The organism is Sphingobacterium allocomposti (assembly GCF_008124885.1).
Lineage (GTDB): Bacteria > Bacteroidota > Bacteroidia > Sphingobacteriales > Sphingobacteriaceae > Sphingobacterium > Sphingobacterium allocomposti.
Map to the genome: position 1 here is coordinate 63,723 of NZ_VNHX01000009.1, position 16,906 is coordinate 80,628.

Consider the following 16,906-nt stretch of genomic DNA (forward strand, 5'->3'; position numbering starts at 1 on the left):
GATTAGTATGCTGCTTTAAAATCAACGTTTCTCTGGATCAAGTCCGACACGTTTGTTGTGTCCACTGTGTAATCCTGACAGTCGAATAAGCTATTCATTATCCGGATGTCTTTGGCGTCTTTGATGGATAGGTAGCGTTTACCCCTGGCGAAGACGCGGCTGAATGTAACGTCTTCCAGCACCGACTCGGGAATCCCTTCGATCTTAATACAGTCGGAGGCTGATCCGATGTAGATGTTGTGCAGCTGAATTGCAGAGAACCGCGGGGTCAGTGCGTTCACTTTTACTTTAAACTCCCGGCTAGCCTGGCTACCCACATGCTGTGCCTGTCCCAGCATATCCCAGCGCAGTGCCGAATGGACCACATGCATCCTTATGTTTTCGAAGCGGATGTGCTCGCCACCACCCCCTCGGGGACGTCTGGTTTTGAAGCGGATACCGACATCGGTACCTTCAAATACACAGTCGTGAACGTATACGTTCTTTGCCATCCCTGCCGTTTCGCTGCCGATCGTGAAGCCGCCATGACCCTTTTGGGAAAGGCAGTACCGCACGACAATGTTCTCCGCCGGCCGGTTTACGCGCAGCCCATCGTATCCACGCCCCGCCTTGATCGCGATGCAATCATCACCGGTATTTAACGTACAATATTCGACGAGCACGTTTCTGGAAGATTCGATATCGATGCCATCTCCACGCTGTATCCCTATGGAATTCACACGGACGCCCCGAATGACGACTCCATCACAATACGTAGGTACGATATTCCAAAATGCGGAACGCTCTAACGATACCCCTTCAATCCATACATTGCTGCAGTTTATCGGCGCAATTAGAGCTGGCGGAAATATAAAGTCTGCTGTTTTTCCATCATATATTCTGTCCTCTACCGGCGTTTCGCTGTCGACAATATGTTCAATCACGTCGTGCGTCATCGTCTGCTTTCGCACGCTTCCTTCTCCTGGGCCGATGATTCTCCCTGTTCCTGTTATGGCAATATTCTTGGCCCCGTTGGCGTAGATACATGCCCCAAGGCTATAGAGTTCCACGCCTTCGTTACGGGTGAACACCACCGGTAGGAAATCGGCAATTTCGCTTTTAAACTCCAATACCGCACCCGTATCCAGCCGAAGTTCGATATTCGATTTCAGCGCGATCCTACCCGTCAGGTGATGGCCGCTCAGCAGCAATGTTCCGCCTCCCTTTTCCGCCAGTCTATCCAATTTTTCCTGTATAGATTCGCTCGGTAGCACCGTATCCCGCCTATCGGGGAACTGCGGGCGGGCGACGTCCATATCGAAGAACGGCGAGTGTACTTTTTCCACCGCTTTTGGCAGCTGGTCGGCTCCTACGCGCTCAGCGGTCGGCAATACCTTGTCGAGCTGCCTGTCAAGCGGTATGCTCCGGCATCCGGCCAGCAGCCATAAGGTGATCAGCCAATATCCTATATATCTACCTGTCATTGGAAAATACTTTTTACAAATCTTGCGTTGGCACCAAAGTTCTCCTTTACTGCCCGTGGCGACAGGGAGGCATCCCGGGAGCGTTCGATCACCAGCCAGCCCTTCCATCTCATGTCGTCCAACGTCTTCTTCACCAACCGCATATCTAGCCGCCGGTTGTTCTCCAACCAGACGCCATCTTCGTCCGTACAGTGGATCTGACAGATCCTGTTTCTTCCCAGAATATGTAACTCTTGAATCAGATCACGTCCCTGTTTTAACGGATTTGAAAAATTAAAGTAAATCTGTATGTTCCGGGATCCGATTTCTTTCAACAGCTCTACTTCCCCCCGTGCATCCAAAGCTGTTTCTATACCGACGATTACCCCCGCCTTTTTTGCCATCTTACCGACTACACGGAGGCGCTTGACAATGGCTGGACGAAGTTCGGGGTGCTGTACCAGATCGCCTTGAACGCCCAACGGTAGGAAGGCCAATTTAACACCCATCTGTTGGCAGGTGTCCAGACAATCGCCCACCATCTGCCGGTACGTGGGCCGTGTGGCAAACGACTGTGCATAGAAACCCGTCATGGCCAACGAACATATCTGAACCCCCGTAGCTTTGGACTTGTCTAAAAACTGCTGTCGGACGACAGGGTCTGCCAGCTTGCTGTCGAAGGTATCTCTGCTACCGAGTCCTCCCATGTCCACCTCCAATCCGTCGGCTCCGATTTCCCGCGCGAGATCAAAAGCACTAATTTTCTGCCTTTTCAAGATCATCAAATCGATCACAGCCACTTTATAGCGCTGATCTTTCCGCGCAAGTGCCCAAGTTGACTTCGGCAACATCAAGGTTGTTGCACCGAAAAGGGATGCTGTTATAAACGCTCTTCTATTTAATAGCTTCATGCTGTTCGTTTTTAAATAGTTGTTCTAAATTTTTATAGCCCTGTATCGCGTTGGACGGCAGATTTTCCCCATTGGATCCAAAAGCATACAATGCCTTTTCTTCTTCTATCGCACAGCCCGATTCATCGTAATCGCCTGCTGCATTTTTAAGTCCTTTCGTGTCTAAGCCAAAATGCTTGCTGATAAAATCATAAACAGGTTTACGTTTAGAATAGCCGAAATCATGGCCATCATCCGGAAGGTGAACATTTTCTACCAATTCCGTTTTCCCGTAGTAGCCGTATATTTTCCGGAGATAAGGGAAATCATGTTGGGGCATGTGCGCCGTCCAATCTTTGCCGTCGGAGATGACCAGCTGGGGCCGAGGTGCTGCCATAGCAGCCAATTCTACATTATTGGTTCCACCGGCACTTGCATGTATCGGCATCCCGCTCTCGCATGGGCATCCTCCATAGAAATAGGAAGACAGTGAAACAACCGGAATGCTCAACGTAATACGATCATCCAATGCGGTCATCAGTACCGTCTGACTTCCGCCCCCCGAGCCTCCGCAGATACCTACCCGTGCCGTATCGATCTGGCTATCTTGCAGCATCCAATCCAGTATGCGTATAGCCCCCAATGTTTGAACGGTCAACGATAAACTTCTGCGGTGGTCGCTATACTGAAACTGTAAGCCGGATTCTCCCCAGCCAAAAAGATCGTAGCTCACAGCAACTGCCCCCATTTGCGCTGTCATCGCACAGCGAATCTGTGCGTCCTTGCGGAAACGATGGCCAGCCCAGTGTCCGTCCGGGCTCAGCATCAGCGGCACTTTACCTTTTGGTTTCAAAGGTCTGTATATGGAACCGTTAACATACAAGCCGGGCATGATCTCTAATGCGAAGTTCTCCACGGTATAGTTCTGAAACTTCCGTTTTTTTGTTACCAAGGGTACCGATTGCGGCGCCGGAGGCAACGGCGAAAGCTTCAACGCTTTATACAAATCGGGACGGATCTGTTGTTTCCGATGCTCCCAGCTATCTTTATCCTGATATTGCGAAGCCAATTGATTGAGATAATCCCATCCGTCCTGCGGCTCCCATCGGTAATATTCGTATTCTTTAAGCTTGTATTTTTTGTCTCCTTCTTTGTTTACCTTCAGGTCTAACGGCGCCAGTACTTGTCGCAATGTTTCGTCCACATCTGCGCGGAAGCGCCAGTCAGCATAATTTAGCCACTTGTCGCTGACCTGCTCTTCCTGATATTTGATTATCACCCCATACCTTTTCTGGATCGCCTCCAATACCTCTTTTAAGGGCTTCCGGTATTGGCTGTCCGATGTCTGTGCGGATACCCGACCGATTGCTGTCAGGAATACCGCCGCAAAAACAAGCTGTTTAATCATGGTTTACTCCTCCTTCTTTTTCTATCCTGCGATTGTTCTTCCAACCGGAATAATATAGATTTGGATCCAGCTCTTGTTTTGGAAAAAACAGACTTGCCACATATCCAACCACGATGACGACAACATGGCTGTAGACACCGAGCATAAGTTTGTTATGTGTAAAGTTGAAAGCGCCTAGATCCAGCAGCATCAGCTTCTCGCCGCGAAATTCTATTTCTGTACTGGTTAAGAACGCGTAGGCTGTAAACAGTATGCAGGCTATTATGGCGATGTTTACGCCCTGCCGGTTTGCGCGCGATGAAAATATACCAAGTAAGAAAATCCCGACTATCCCTCCGGAGAAGATAGCATATAACGTAAAGATTATCCCGAGGATACTTTCGCTGCCCAGCTCAATGTAGACAAACCCTATCCCCATGGACACCAGCCCTGCAATCGCCACCATCCATCGGCTCGCCTTCAGGTATTCGTTATCCACCTTGTCCGGCCGTAGCTTCTTATAGTAATCTTCTATTCCAACGGCTGCCAGCGAATTGAGGTCAGCGCTGAGGCTACAGATTGCAGCCGATACCATAGCCGCTAAGATAAAGCCCACCACACCTACGGGCAGGTTGCTCATGATAAAATAGGGAAATACACTGTTGGGACCAATGCCGTCCGGCAAAGGTTGCTGCGTATAATAGACAAACAATGCTGTCCCGATAAACATAAAAAGCGACCATACAGGCACGGTCAGCAAAATTCCCATAAGGGACGCACGGATTGCAGATTTGTCAGACCGCGCCGTCAGATAGCGCTGGATTACCGTTTGATCGGTTCCGTATTTTTGTATGGCGTAAAACATTCCGTTTATAGCCATTACGACAAATGTCAATTTCGTGAAATCGAGGTCGTAAGGTCCGAACCCGGTCCGGCCGTTCTCCGACGCAACCCTCCAGATCTCCGGCAATCCGCCCTGTACCGAGAATATAATGACCAGCAAACAGAGGATTCCGCTGGCAAAAAGCATAAATCCCTGAAACACGTCCAGCCAGATAACAGCCTCAATACCTCCAAGAAGGTTAACAACAACGATAATAGTTCCGACAACAATGATAATCCAGTAGGTGTTGATGTCGGTCATACTGGACAAAGCTACGGCTAACAGGTAGAGTACGGTACCCATCCCTGAGAACTGCCTCAAAACGAAAGCTATAGAGCTGTAATAGCGCGCAAAATTACCAAACCGCTTTTCAAAGTATTCATATGTGCTTAGACCTATTACTTTCCGATATAACGGTACAATGAACCATACCGTTCCGATCAACACGATGGGCACCATTAGCCCTTGCACCAAGAGAATCCAGTTATGCGAGTAGCCCTCCGCAGGATACCCTAAAAATGTCACGCTGCTAATCAACGTAGCTAAAAGCGACATCCCGATTGCCCACGATGGTACGCGCCCTTTCGCTGAAAAATAAGCTTCTGTAGACTTTTGATTCTTGGCGTATTTCAGTCCAAAATACAAAGTAACCAGTAGGACAGCTACGATGATACCATAATCAAAAACGTTTAAAATAGGTTTATTCATTTGTTTATTCGGTTTTTTTAGGCTAGAAAGCCCATAAATCTTTCGTCCATGGATAACTGCCCGGTTTCAACGTGACATGCAATCCGCTTGTAGGAATTTCGCATGTGATGACCCCCGGCGCTCGCTCCTTAATTGGACGAAGTGCGTCAATTTGGAGTGCTTCCAAAACAGCGCTTGCTGTAGCACCTCCTTCTATAATTAGCTTCCTCAGCGTACATTTTTCGTTCAATATAGCAATAACTTTTGCCATACTGTGCCTAATGGCAACAGGGTCGGCCGAAACGGTAGGGTCTATAGCAAACACTCCACCGCCCTTTTTCATTAGCATCTCCCGTAAAGCGTTCGCGACGATCCGCTCCTCCCCGCTTTTCCTCCAGTACACGACATCGTCGGTGTTAAGTTTATTTAGGCGATTTACGCTGCTGACATGGTTTGATCCGCAAATGAAGAGCGCATGGTCAAGTCGCTCTGCCAGCCCCGTGGTAGTCGCCGGACGGCGTTCCTCCATGCGATTGCGTAGCAACGCCTCAAAAAAAACAGCCGACCCAGCACATAAGTGTCCAACCGGAGAAATAGACGCCCAATGGTTTAGCCCATCATTATCGGCGATAGCCGGAACAACATACGTATATTCCTTCCGAAGCGCATCCATCCGATCCAGTAACCGCCAATCCTCAGCTCCCAACAGAGAAAGAATAGCACTTTCCGAAATCGGAAATTCGGGATCGTTGGCAAAGCCGGTATCCGCTATAGGAATGCCGTCAACCAGATACATCCCCTGTTGAATCACGCGCCCCAAAGCCGGATTTGCAGGGCAGAATAATACGCCTTGCATACCGAATAATGCCCTGAAAAACGGGATTTCTTGCTGTATATGTCCCCGCAGCGCAGAATCGAATTTTAAAAATGTCCAGCTCCACCTATCCCTATCTATATCTGTAAACAAAGACCCGACATGCGACAGCGCGTGATCGCGGTTCATTGATCTGGTATTCGTGTTCAGGATCTCGATATCGACGTCTGCCTTTTGCTTCAACGTATGCGCGATCTGAGCGGACAATCCATAGCGAACGGCGATGCCCCCAACTTCGGCGGCCCCTGTTAAATCGTCTGCTATCACTAAAATCGGCTTCATACGTTTCGATTTATCTGTTTAATGCCAGCTGAACGGCGGATTCTATCGCCAGAATCATCGCATCGGGGCTGGCAACACCTTTTCCGGCTATTTCAAAAGCCGTCCCGTGATCAACCGACGTACGGATGATTGGCAACCCCATGGTGATATTTACGCCTTTCACGCTGTCCATCTGCTTTTTTTCGGCATTCCACTTAAAGCCCGTCAGCTTAAACGGAATGTGCCCTTGATCATGATACATCGCTACAATCCCCCCGTAATATCCAGTAGCGGCTTTTGCAAACAGGGTGTCCGCCGGAATGGGTCCATCCACATCGTACCCGCGTTCTTTGGCCAACACCACTGCGGGCAGAATCTCTTCGTCGTCTTCAGTCCCAAACAGTCCCGAATCGCCGGCATGCGGATTTAAACCGGCAACACCGATCTTTAGATTGTCTACGCCGAGGCTGATCAACCCGTTTTGGAGCAGTTCGATAACCTCGAGGATACGTTCCTGCCGCACCAGATCGCAGGCTTGCCGGAGGGATACATGGGTTGAAACATGGATCACGCGCATATTCTCCTCGACGAGCAACATTGCATATTTTTTGGTTCCCGTGTAATGTGCATAGATCTCGGTGTGCCCGGCAAAGTGGTGCCCGGCTTCGTTAATAGACTTCTTGTTGATCGGCCCCGTTACTGTGGCGTCGACGGCCCCATTGAGTGCCAAGTCGATGACTTTCACCACCGATTCGAAAGATGCGTTTCCCGCTTCTGCCGAGATCTCGCCGAATACAACCTTCGACAAATCGGTGTTGTGAAGGTCGAACACATCTGCCTGACCGTCGATAAACTGCGCTTCCGAAACAGCTGCCACGGGACGGATAGCAATAGGTAATTGCAGCCGGTCCGCTATCTGTTGGAATACGGCGGCGTCGCCGATTAATATAGGTCGGCAAATATCCTGTACCCGCTTGTTCAGTAAGGCTTTTAAAGCTATCTCCGGCCCTATGCTCGCCGGATCACCCATTGTAATACCGATAATAGGTTTATACATGATTTACAATATTCAATTTTATACTCTCTTTAGTTATCAATGCATGGAAGGCTTCAATTAAAGCCCGTTCTTCCTGCTGTCCCAACGCATACAGTGGCGGCATCATGTAGGGCTCACATAAGCCGAGCTCCTTCATGAGCACCTTTAGGGCCCATAAAGACTCGCCTAGCGATTTGTTAGACTGGTACAGCGCGCCCAGATTGTCCGACTGCTGCTGTAAAGCTTCTGCCGTCGCCGTGTCGCCCCGTTCCACGGCCCGGCACATTGCCGTATAAATTGCCGGGGCAAAATTGCCCGAGCTGGGAATGATACCGTCGCTTCCGTGAATCAAGGAATGTGCACAGGCGCCTGCCCACCCCATATAATGTTTAAAGTCTGTCCTGTCCTTCCAGAGGCGCAGCGATTGTTCCAGCCTTTCCATGCTTCGCTCAGAGTCTTTCACAGCAACAATTTTTGGATGGAAGCTTAGTTTGTCCAATAAACCAAGCGGAATTGACATATGTGTTGTGGCAGGGATATTGTAGACTATTAAGTTGGCTTCAATAGCTTCTACAAGGTCGAGATAATACTTTTCCATTTGCGCTTCTGACAGCTTGTAATATGTTGGCAGCGTAGCGGCAACCTCTTCAACGCCCAACGTGGCCGCCAGGTTGGCAAAAGCAATGGAGTCTTGAAGGATATTCGAAGAAATCCCCACATATAGCTTCTTGTCACGTGGCCGGTTCGCCACGGCCGCCTGCAGATAATCCTCTTTAAAACGGTTTGATAAGGACGCGGACTCCCCGGTTGTACCTAGAATAAATGGGGTCGCCCCGTTTGCATACAAGTAGGAAAAAATGCGGGCTACAGCGTCCCGGTCCAGACTTAGATCTTGTTTCAGGGGCGCTACCACGGGAACAATCGTCTCTTTTTGTATATTGTGTTCTTTCATCTTAATAGGCAGCATTTAATATGGCCAACGCGTCAGATAATGCAAGCTCGCGTGGATTGTTAACCAATAAACGGGTTATTTTCATGGCATCTTCAGCCATCGTTGGCAGCGCTTCCCGAGGTATGCCCACCTCGCGTAACCGGGCAGGAATTCCACAATCTTTTATCAATTCCTTAACCTTGGCTATTCCCGATAGTGCTGTTTCCTCCTCCGTCTGCTTTCGGGGGCACCCCAATGCTACCGCAACGTCGGCGTATCTCTTGGGTGCCGCCGTATAATTGTATTCCATGACATACGGCAAAAGCAACGCATTTGACAGTCCATGAGCAAGGTGAAACATGCTACCCAAGGGGTAGGACAACGCATGTACCGCCGCCGTGTTTACGGGCCCCAGACAGAAGCCGCCAAGCAGGCTTCCCATAGCTATGTCATGTCTTGCTTGCGTATTCGTTCCGTTCCGCACGGCTTCCACTAAATTGGCCGCAATTAGGCGTATGCCTTCGTACGCATAGATATCTATAAAAGGCTGCGCAAATTTATTCGTGTACGCCTCTAAACAGTGGGTCAATGCATCCAGTCCCGTTGCCGCTGTAATCTCGGGCGGCAATCCTATCGTGAGCAAGGGATCCACATAAACCATGTCCGGAACCAGGAAAGGGCTTATAATTCCTTTTTTCTGATTTTCGTCGTCTACCAAAATAGCGTTTGGCGAGACCTCGCTTCCCGTTCCGGATGTTGCCGGAACACAGATAAGCCGTTTGCTTCGCCCCCTTAACAGGCCATTACCAACAACAGCTTCCAATGGCTGTACACCGTCCAACAGCGCCGCCAACAACTTGGCGACATCTAATACGCTGCCTCCTCCTATCCCGACAACGGTATCAATCTCTATCTCCCGATGACTGGCAGATACCCGATTAAAGTCACCGAATGACGGTTCCTTATCGATACTTGTATCCACGACGACCTGTATACCGTGCTCCTTCAGTTGCGTTACAAACCCACTGACCCGCTGTTCCAAAGGTCTAATCGTCAGCAGCATGACCGACCTGCTTCCTAATGCGACCACATCTTCCACAAGCTGTTCCAACACACCATTGCCAAAAACGAGCTTCCCTGGAAAATTTATTTTTAATACGCGTTCTACTGACATGCTTTTTTTATATTCTATTACTAATCTTCTTCTGCTTTATACGTTTCCAATGTAGGTAAGGTATATCCGGCTACCGTTGGCCAGATGCCTTTCTTGATACGTCTCCTTTTTAATTGGGAGGGGTCTACAACAACATGTTTCATTTTCTGCCTTCTCCACGTGTAGGCGAAGTGGAGAAGACCATCGCTTGTTTGTATCACCGCCGGATAAGAATATTGGCTAATAGGCGAATCTTCCAATATCAGTACGGCATCCCAATCTTTTCCGTTTTTCGAGATAGCCACATTCAAGGGGGTACGTGCCCCTTTTGGATTGTCTTTGGGAGGTAAGACGTGATTGTAAACCAGCACGTGTGTGCCATCTTTCATGGTAACGGCATCTGTCCCTGAGTTGTTATTTGGCAATGTTGTCTTTTGCAGGGGCGTCCATGTTTCGCCGTAGTCGTACGACCAAGACTCCACAATCGCCCAGTTACGGCTTCTCGCGAGAATCTGTAGCTTCCCCTTACCGTGGTCCAGTACACTCGGCTGGATGGCATTTAACACATCTTCACCCTTGGCAATAGGGCCAACTTTGCGCCACGTCTTTCCGAAGTCTGACGTGATCTCGAAATGTATGTTCCAGCCATTACCTTCGGTGCTTGTTGGACATATCAGGCTGCCATTGCTCAGTAACACCGGCTTATTCTTAATGGGTCCAAGGTAGCCCTCCGGCAGGCGTTCTGCTTCCGACCATGTCTTGCCGCCATCGGTAGAACGTTTAAGCATACCCCACCAAGCCGAGGGCTTGGGACCTACCTTATAAAATAGCAGTAGCTCCCCGTTGGGCACCTGATACAATACAGGGTTCCAGGTGGGCAGGCGGCTGCCGTCTTCTTGTATCCCATTGGCCACCGACGCCGGGGCTGTCCATTTTCCGTCGTCTAACCGGGAAATGTAAATCTCCACATCAGGGTGCCGCTCCTTGGTACCTCCAAAAAATGCATACACCAGCCCCGTCGGCGTTTCCGCCAACGTAGCGGAATGGCAGGAAGGAAAGGCTGCCTTTTCATAGATAAACTCGTCTCGTACGATACCTTTCTGCCATTTGTGTAAAGCATTTTCCTGCGCACGTGCACCAAAGAAGAACACCATGCTGATTATCATGAATAACCCTATCTTACTTTTCATTTTTTATTTTTTAGCTTTTTCGGCTCTAGCCTTGTTAACGTAATCTTTATACAGCTGTCTCCAGTTTCTTCCGTTAGCATTCAAATACGCTTCTGATTTGGTCTTATAAATCTCGAAAATAGCGGAGATCTGTTTCATGTTTTTGTAATCAATAGCCATTTCCCTCGCCTCTTCCAAATGAGCGCGGATCACTTTTTCCTCTTCCGCGGTCAGATCAGGCACAATAGCTTTGTAACCCTTCATGGTGAAATCAACCTTACCAATGGTATATTTATCCAGGATAAAAGCCACTTGAGCAGCATCCAGTTCTTCCCGTAAACCATTCATCAGCGTGTTATGAACGGTGTCGGGCATCGCCGAGTCGGCAATAATCGTTCTATCGAGCTCACTTAATTTCTGACCGGTTACAGGGTTGATTCCTGCAGGAACGGTACTCGCGGGATGCGTATTGTGCCATTCTTTAACGGCAACCAGGTGGTTAAAGATTAACGTCTTTATACGCTCTTCTTTTTTCGTGTCATGAAGATCAAGCGCGGCGACCCACTCAGCAGCCCGTTTCTGTTCCCCTGTATTATCCTGCGCCTTCAGATTGACCGCTAAAAAGCTCAGAAAAAAAATAATGAATATCTTTTTCATGTGTTTATAATTTAGTTTTGAATTGATAGGTACCCGATCCAATCGCTATCTTCACCTTGTCGCCGTCTTCTGACAGGATCTGCATACGGCTATTGTCCTTTATATTTCTGTTGCTTTCTGTGATAGATGATCCTTTTCTTGCGGGTAAATACAGCTCCGCTCGCGTATTCGGAGGGATAGAAATTGTCCACTCAAAGGTAGATTTACGCTTTGTCCAGTTCGATGTAATTTCTCCGTACAAGCTCTGGTAGCGCGCAGCTACATGATCAAGCCCCTCAATAAGCTCCGGCTGCATGACAATTCTTTGAAATCCGTTCGCTGCCGACTTAATCCCCGCCAGATTCTCATAATACCACACTAATAGGTCGCCCAGCATCATCACATGGTTTTGCGAATTCATACGCGGATGCGCCGTATTACCGTTCCACAGCTCCCATATGGTCGTTGCGCCGTGTTCAATCATGTAGCCCCATGACGGGTATGACGTATTGGTGGCCAGTTTATAGGCCAGATCGGAACGCCCCATATCGGTCAACGTACGCATAATCCATTGCGTTCCAACCAATCCGGTACTTAAATGACCGTTATTTTCTTTCTCGATAATCGCGATAATGCGGCCGGCGAGTTTCTCTTTCTCGCTATCTTCCACTAGCCCGAAATACATCGCTAGGATATTCTCTGTCAGGGTATTGTTGCCGTAATAGCCAGACGGATTATAGAATCTTCTGTTGAAGTCTTCCCTCATTTTGACCGCGGCTTCCTCAAATTCTGCCCGATCTATGCTGTCTCCTGTATATTCACAAAAACGAGCCATTACCTCCAACAAATGGTAGTAATATGCCGTGGATATGAGGGGATTTGGACGTTTGACATCAGCACTCTTACCACGTCCTTCCTCAATAGTTGCCGGTGGTGCACACCAGTCGCCGTAGCTGTCCTTGATTATGATCCCATCGCCATCCATGTAGAGCGCCCGCATATACTGCATCCATTTCTTCATGGCCGGATAATGCCTCTTTAGTATACGTACATCACCTGTCTGTTGGTATAGCATATCGGCCACAATCAAGTATGTACCGGGCCAGGTCATATTATCACTATAATATCGCCAGAAAGCCGGTGCTACGTCGGGAATTGCCCCGTCCTCCTTCTGCGACAGGCGGATATCGTCCAACCATTTGATATAGAAATTGGCATTGTCGAACAGAAAGTTTTCGCCGTAAGCACTACCCGGCCTGTCACCCAACCAAGCCTGCCGTTCGTTACGTTGCGGGCAATCTACGGGAATACCTTTATAGTTTGAGGCGATTCCCCACCAGGCGTTCTTATGAATTTGATTCAGCAACGTATTTGATGAGGTAAATGACCCGACCGTCTCCATTTCATCGTATACCAGTCGCCCCGTAATTTTCTCCACATCCAAGTCACCGGGGTAACCTTCTACCTCTACATAACGGAAACCATGATAGGTGAAACGCGGCTCCCATTCCTCTACGGCGCCGCCTTTTAAAATATACACATCCGTCGCCTTTGCGGCGCGCAGATTGTCCCGGAAAAGCGTACCGTCCTCATTTAGCGATTCTGCAAAGCGCAAGGTTACTTTCGTTCCACTTTCGCCCTGCACACGCATCTTCACCCAGCCGGAAAAGTTCTGTCCGTAATCGATAATATATTTTCCGCCTTTGGATGTGATGGAAACCGGTTGAAGGTCTTGCATTACTTTCATATTACGATTTAATTGGGCTTCGTAATTCCCCCCCGGCTCCTGTACATAGGTCGCTTTCTTCCAAGCCCTGTCATCATAGCCAACTGTCGCCCAGCCCTGCAGCTCCTTACGGGCATCATATATCTCGCCATCGTATTCATTATTGGATATAATCGGTCCCTCTGTTGTGCCTTTCCACGTATCATCTGTGTGAATGGTTTGCTTAGAACCATCCGTATAAGTCACGCGAATTTGCATTTGTACTTTGGGGAAACCGAAATTTTTCACCTTATACGGTTTTTCCTGCCGTACAGCGTAATAACGCCCGTTACCTAATACGACTCCCAAAGCATGTTTATTCCCCTTGAGTAAATCCGTAACATCGAACACGTTGTATTTTACGTTTTTGGTGTAATCGGTTAAGCCTGGAGCGAGCACCTGATCGCCCACTTTATTACCATCGATATACAACTCATACAAACCGAGCCCCATAATGTAGGCCGTTGCTTCTTTCACTTCTTTCGTCATGGAAATTTCCTTTCGGAAATACCGGGCGCTCAGATAACCGGCTTCTTCATCATCGCTGTTGAAGTACCCATCGAAGCCAATCCAACGCCTATTCCAGTCCTTGTAATACAGCAGACCTACCCGCCATGAAGCAGGCGCCGACCAAGCGGATTCACCCACGTTGGTATACACTTTGACTTTCCAGAAAACCTTCGTGTCACTTTTTAAAGCTTTTCCGTCATAGTAAACGGCAATCGAATTATGGGATTCCGTCTTACCCGAATCCCACAAATCTCCAATGTCCTGCGCCAGCTTCTCGGGCGAGGACGCGACGAGTATATGATAGGCGGTTTGTAGTACGCCACGCTCTTCCGCCTTAATCTTCCATCCTAAACGAGGCTGCGGCACGTCTATGCCGAGCGGTTCCGTAAGCAGTTCACAGCGCAGATCAAACACGTCCGGACCAGCGATGACCGCGGCGGGAACAACGCTTAACCATACTATAAAAACACACCACCATCTGTTCATACCGCTAACGCTTATTGCTCAATAGAAAAATCAAAGTACAATACCATATGTAACGCCCGTATAGGCTCTTTCTCAAAATCATAATAGACATGCTTCATCCCCATTGGACCGGTTGTTTCGGGCTTTTGCGTCTTGGTGCCTATAGCGGATATCCCGTTCATAAAGGATATATCTCCCGCAGGAAAGGTAGGCTCCATATTTTTCCACTCAGTGTCTTGTTGCTCCTTCGGAGTATACAGGCGCAAAAAGACATCTTCCCGATCGGTAAACACAGTGAAAGACTGTGTTCCCAACTTGAACTTGGCCCAGTACATGTTGGCGTGGTATCCTTTAAACTCGGGGTATTGAAAGGGTATCTCTCCGGTTGCCGCGTCATTGTAGGCTTTTTCCCAGACTCCAAACTGGTTTCCCCTCATCCGGTTCTTCCATACGCGATAAGGCCCCATACCCATATATTCGACGCTTTTCATTTCCTTTTCCGGCAAATTGAAATTCACGCCTACGAAACGTGTAAAATAACTTTCAGGAAAATATTGAACATGCATTTTAAGCTGCCCTGATGGAAAGATTTTCCAAGACAACGTGTTGTAGCGCTCTTTTCTGTCAAAGGTAGATTCGATAATCACCGTGTCCTTATCGCGCCGCATGACAAACCCGCCATAGTTGTTCACCGCCTCCTGAAGTACGGGGCCTTGGGCGAACGGAATGATGCCCTTCGCGTTCTGTACGGACTCCAACAAACCATTTTCCTTATTGATTTGATAGCGGACACCATTTGCGGTCACTACGAAGGATGTTGCCGTCTCTTCTGTATGTACGTCAGACAGACCGTGTTTCTTTAACGTTTCAGCGACGCGTTCTGGCAACGCGATGGGAAAGCTCCATGTATAGATTTCTTTCCCATGTGGATCCTTAGCGGTAATATACAATGCATCATAGCTGTACCAGTCAGCCGGCAGTTCGATTTTTAGTATGCCCTTCGCGGAGGGTGCAATATCTGGTGATGCAATACGTACAGGAGTTACCGCTATGTTACTGCGGTCGCCTTGCAAATGGCGTAACGCATATGTAAAGGAGCAGTCGGCGATATTTGTGAAAGCATATCTGTTCTCAACTATAAACTCCCCGTTAAAGTCGGGTGTCATCTCGCGGCGTTCAAAATAAATTGGGCTCCACACTTCCTTTATGGCGTAAAAGCTACCTTCCCGCTCGTAGTATGGACCAACAATGCCGTCAGCGCCTCGATTTCCGTCGGTATCCAATATCCCGCCTTTATCCGTCCTGACCACACCCTGATCCTGGAAATCCCATAAAAATCCGCCGGCTGACAGGGGATTGTTCCACATGGCCTTCCAATAATCTTCGAGGCCGGCTCCATGTCCACCATCGAACATGCCGTGCAGAAATTCTGTAGGCATCACTATATGATGTCCATGATCATATGTTCCTATACCGTAGTTGTACTCGCGGTAATGGGTTGTTTCGAACCCACCGTACACGGCCCACGGGTAGATTAAAGGCCGCCTTTGGATATCTTCTGCGAAAAAGGACGAGTCTAACTCCGAATTATGGCCGCCCTCATTGCCGTTTGCCCAGAATATAATCGATGGGCTGTTCTCCGAGACACGTATCATTTCTTTCAGCAGCTTTTTCCCTATAGGCGTATCGTAATGTCCATGCCAACCTCCCAGTTCGTTCATGACATACAGGCCTAATGAATCGCATACTTCTAGAAAGTGCGTATCGGGCGGATAGTGAGCCATACGTACGGCATTCATATTCATCTCCTTGATCAGCTCTACGTCGTGAATACTAATCGCTTTACTGGTCGTCCTGCCCGAGGTCGGATGGAAAGAATGCCGGTTGACACCTTTGAACTTAATTTTGGTGCCGTTTATATAGACACCGTCCCTCTTTCTGACCTCTACCGTCCGGAAGCCTATTTTTTGCGTGAGGCGGTGCTGCTCCGTCCCACCGGCCAGCAACACAACTTCCGCGCGATAGAGGTGCGGAAACTCTGCCGACCACAGCTGGGGTTGCTCGAAGCGGGCTTCCTCATAGGCCTGTCCGTCGTTTATGTCCAACTGTACAGGCCTACCGAACTTTTTCCCCTCCCTGTCGTAAAGCTGGATAATGGCCTCGTCGCCGCGCCCTTTGACGATCAGCTTGGTGCGTAACGTGCCGTCTGCCTGAGCATCAAAAGAAACACGTTCTATGTGGTTGACTGGCAAGATCTCGAGGAACACGGGCCGGAAGATTCCGCCAAACACCCAGAAATCTCCTTCCCGCTCAGCGGCATTCACCGACTTGTCGGCCGAATGTTTCGCTACCTCTACCTCCAACACGTTGGGTTTACCCCACTTCAACAGCTTGCTGATATCGTATTTGAAAGTATAAAATGCGCCCCGGTGCACCTCTCCCGCCAGCTGCCCATTTATACGAACCTCGGCATCGGTCATAACGCCTTCGAAAACAATGTTGACCTGCTTTCCCCTCCAACTCCGGTCGGCTATGAAAGAATGTCGATACCGGCCGATCTCTTTCCCTTTTTTTTCTTCTTTATCAAAGCCGTAGTTGTATTTTCCAAAACCGTGAAGTTCCCAGTTGGACGGAACAGGAATTTTCGTCCATTGTCCGGCCTTCATACCTTCTGATACGGAGAAATCCCACAGAACACCATCGTCTTTACCGGTGCCCGACAGATAATGGCGAACAGTTTCCTGTCCGACAGATACACGGGTCGCGTGCACAAAAAGTAGTGTAAACAGAATAGCTACGTATAGTCTCATGTGGTAT

The 16,906-nt window shown here is 48.8% G+C and carries 12 protein-coding genes; all 12 read right to left on the reverse strand.

Translation table 11 applies throughout. The features are described 5' to 3' along the window. Window positions 1-2: 2 nt before the first annotated feature. Genes BC792_RS08305 through BC792_RS08360 form a run of 12 tightly spaced genes read right to left on the reverse strand, consistent with a single transcriptional unit; the run spans window position 3 to window position 16,899 of the window. Entirely contained in the window at window positions 3-1,463 is a 1,461-nt protein-coding gene (locus BC792_RS08305) for a glycoside hydrolase family 28 protein (RefSeq protein ID WP_170249991.1), read from the reverse strand. Beyond that, a complete protein-coding gene (locus BC792_RS08310) occupies window positions 1,460-2,353 on the reverse strand; it encodes a sugar phosphate isomerase/epimerase family protein (protein WP_148908529.1) in 894 nt (297 codons plus the stop codon). Before BC792_RS08310 ends, BC792_RS08305 begins: the two co-directional genes overlap by 4 nt. Then, the gene (locus BC792_RS08315) at window positions 2,337-3,740 is read right to left on the reverse strand and encodes a DUF4974 domain-containing protein (RefSeq protein ID WP_148908530.1); all 1,404 of its coding nucleotides are present in this window, start codon (window positions 3,738-3,740) and stop codon (window positions 2,337-2,339) included. The genes BC792_RS08310 and BC792_RS08315 overlap by 17 nt, the downstream gene beginning before the upstream one ends. Beyond that, complete coding sequence (locus BC792_RS08320) at window positions 3,733-5,310, reverse strand: sodium:solute symporter family protein (RefSeq protein WP_148908531.1); 1,578 nt, start codon at window positions 5,308-5,310, stop codon at window positions 3,733-3,735. Before BC792_RS08320 ends, BC792_RS08315 begins: the two co-directional genes overlap by 8 nt. Before the next feature lie 22 nt (window positions 5,311-5,332). Continuing rightward, on the reverse strand, window positions 5,333-6,445 hold the full coding sequence (locus BC792_RS08325; protein ID WP_148908532.1) for a four-carbon acid sugar kinase family protein: 1,113 nt from the start codon (window positions 6,443-6,445) through the stop codon (window positions 5,333-5,335). Window positions 6,446-6,455: 10 nt separating this feature from the next. Then, window positions 6,456-7,481, reverse strand: a complete 1,026-nt coding sequence (pdxA, locus tag BC792_RS08330; protein ID WP_148908533.1) for a 4-hydroxythreonine-4-phosphate dehydrogenase PdxA — start codon at window positions 7,479-7,481, stop codon at window positions 6,456-6,458. Further along, entirely contained in the window at window positions 7,474-8,412 is a 939-nt protein-coding gene (locus tag BC792_RS08335; protein ID WP_148908534.1) for a dihydrodipicolinate synthase family protein, read from the reverse strand. Before BC792_RS08335 ends, pdxA begins: the two co-directional genes overlap by 8 nt. Before the next feature lies 1 nt (window position 8,413). Next, window positions 8,414-9,565 carry an iron-containing alcohol dehydrogenase gene (locus BC792_RS08340; RefSeq protein ID WP_148908535.1) on the reverse strand — a complete coding sequence of 384 codons (1,152 nt, stop codon included), beginning with the start codon at window positions 9,563-9,565 and terminating at the stop codon, window positions 8,414-8,416. 20 nt (window positions 9,566-9,585) lie between these two features. Further along, window positions 9,586-10,734 (reverse strand): sialidase family protein, encoded by a 1,149-nt coding sequence (locus BC792_RS08345; protein ID WP_148908536.1) that lies wholly within the window; start codon window positions 10,732-10,734, stop codon window positions 9,586-9,588. A gap of 3 nt (window positions 10,735-10,737) precedes the next feature. Further along, the gene (locus BC792_RS08350; protein WP_148908537.1) at window positions 10,738-11,370 is read right to left on the reverse strand and encodes a DUF3826 domain-containing protein; all 633 of its coding nucleotides are present in this window, start codon (window positions 11,368-11,370) and stop codon (window positions 10,738-10,740) included. 4 nt (window positions 11,371-11,374) lie between these two features. Next, on the reverse strand, window positions 11,375-14,110 hold the full coding sequence (locus BC792_RS08355; RefSeq protein ID WP_148908538.1) for an alpha-L-rhamnosidase: 2,736 nt from the start codon (window positions 14,108-14,110) through the stop codon (window positions 11,375-11,377). Between the two features lie 11 nt (window positions 14,111-14,121). Then, a complete protein-coding gene (locus BC792_RS08360; RefSeq protein WP_148908539.1) occupies window positions 14,122-16,899 on the reverse strand; it encodes a glycoside hydrolase family 2 TIM barrel-domain containing protein in 2,778 nt (925 codons plus the stop codon). Window positions 16,900-16,906: the final 7 nt, after the last annotated feature.

Excerpts from the sequence above, each read along its gene's own strand:
- BC792_RS08325 (WP_148908532.1), bottom strand. The coding sequence starts at position 6,445 with ATGAAGCCGATTTTAGTGATAGCAGACGATTTAACAGGGGCCGCCGAA.
- BC792_RS08310 (WP_148908529.1), bottom strand. The coding sequence starts at position 2,353 with ATGAAGCTATTAAATAGAAGAGCGTTTATAACAGCATCCCTTTTCGGT.
- pdxA (WP_148908533.1), bottom strand. The coding sequence starts at position 7,481 with ATGTATAAACCTATTATCGGTATTACAATGGGTGATCCGGCGAGCATA.
- BC792_RS08305 (WP_170249991.1), bottom strand. The coding sequence starts at position 1,463 with ATGACAGGTAGATATATAGGATATTGGCTGATCACCTTATGGCTGCTG.
- BC792_RS08340 (WP_148908535.1), bottom strand. The coding sequence starts at position 9,565 with ATGTCAGTAGAACGCGTATTAAAAATAAATTTTCCAGGGAAGCTCGTT.
- BC792_RS08345 (WP_148908536.1), bottom strand. The coding sequence starts at position 10,734 with ATGAAAAGTAAGATAGGGTTATTCATGATAATCAGCATGGTGTTCTTC.
- BC792_RS08335 (WP_148908534.1), bottom strand. The coding sequence starts at position 8,412 with ATGAAAGAACACAATATACAAAAAGAGACGATTGTTCCCGTGGTAGCG.
- BC792_RS08320 (WP_148908531.1), bottom strand. The coding sequence starts at position 5,310 with ATGAATAAACCTATTTTAAACGTTTTTGATTATGGTATCATCGTAGCT.
- BC792_RS08315 (WP_148908530.1), bottom strand. The coding sequence starts at position 3,740 with ATGATTAAACAGCTTGTTTTTGCGGCGGTATTCCTGACAGCAATCGGT.
- BC792_RS08360 (WP_148908539.1), bottom strand. The coding sequence starts at position 16,899 with ATGAGACTATACGTAGCTATTCTGTTTACACTACTTTTTGTGCACGCG.
- BC792_RS08350 (WP_148908537.1), bottom strand. The coding sequence starts at position 11,370 with ATGAAAAAGATATTCATTATTTTTTTTCTGAGCTTTTTAGCGGTCAAT.
- BC792_RS08355 (WP_148908538.1), bottom strand. The coding sequence starts at position 14,110 with ATGAACAGATGGTGGTGTGTTTTTATAGTATGGTTAAGCGTTGTTCCC.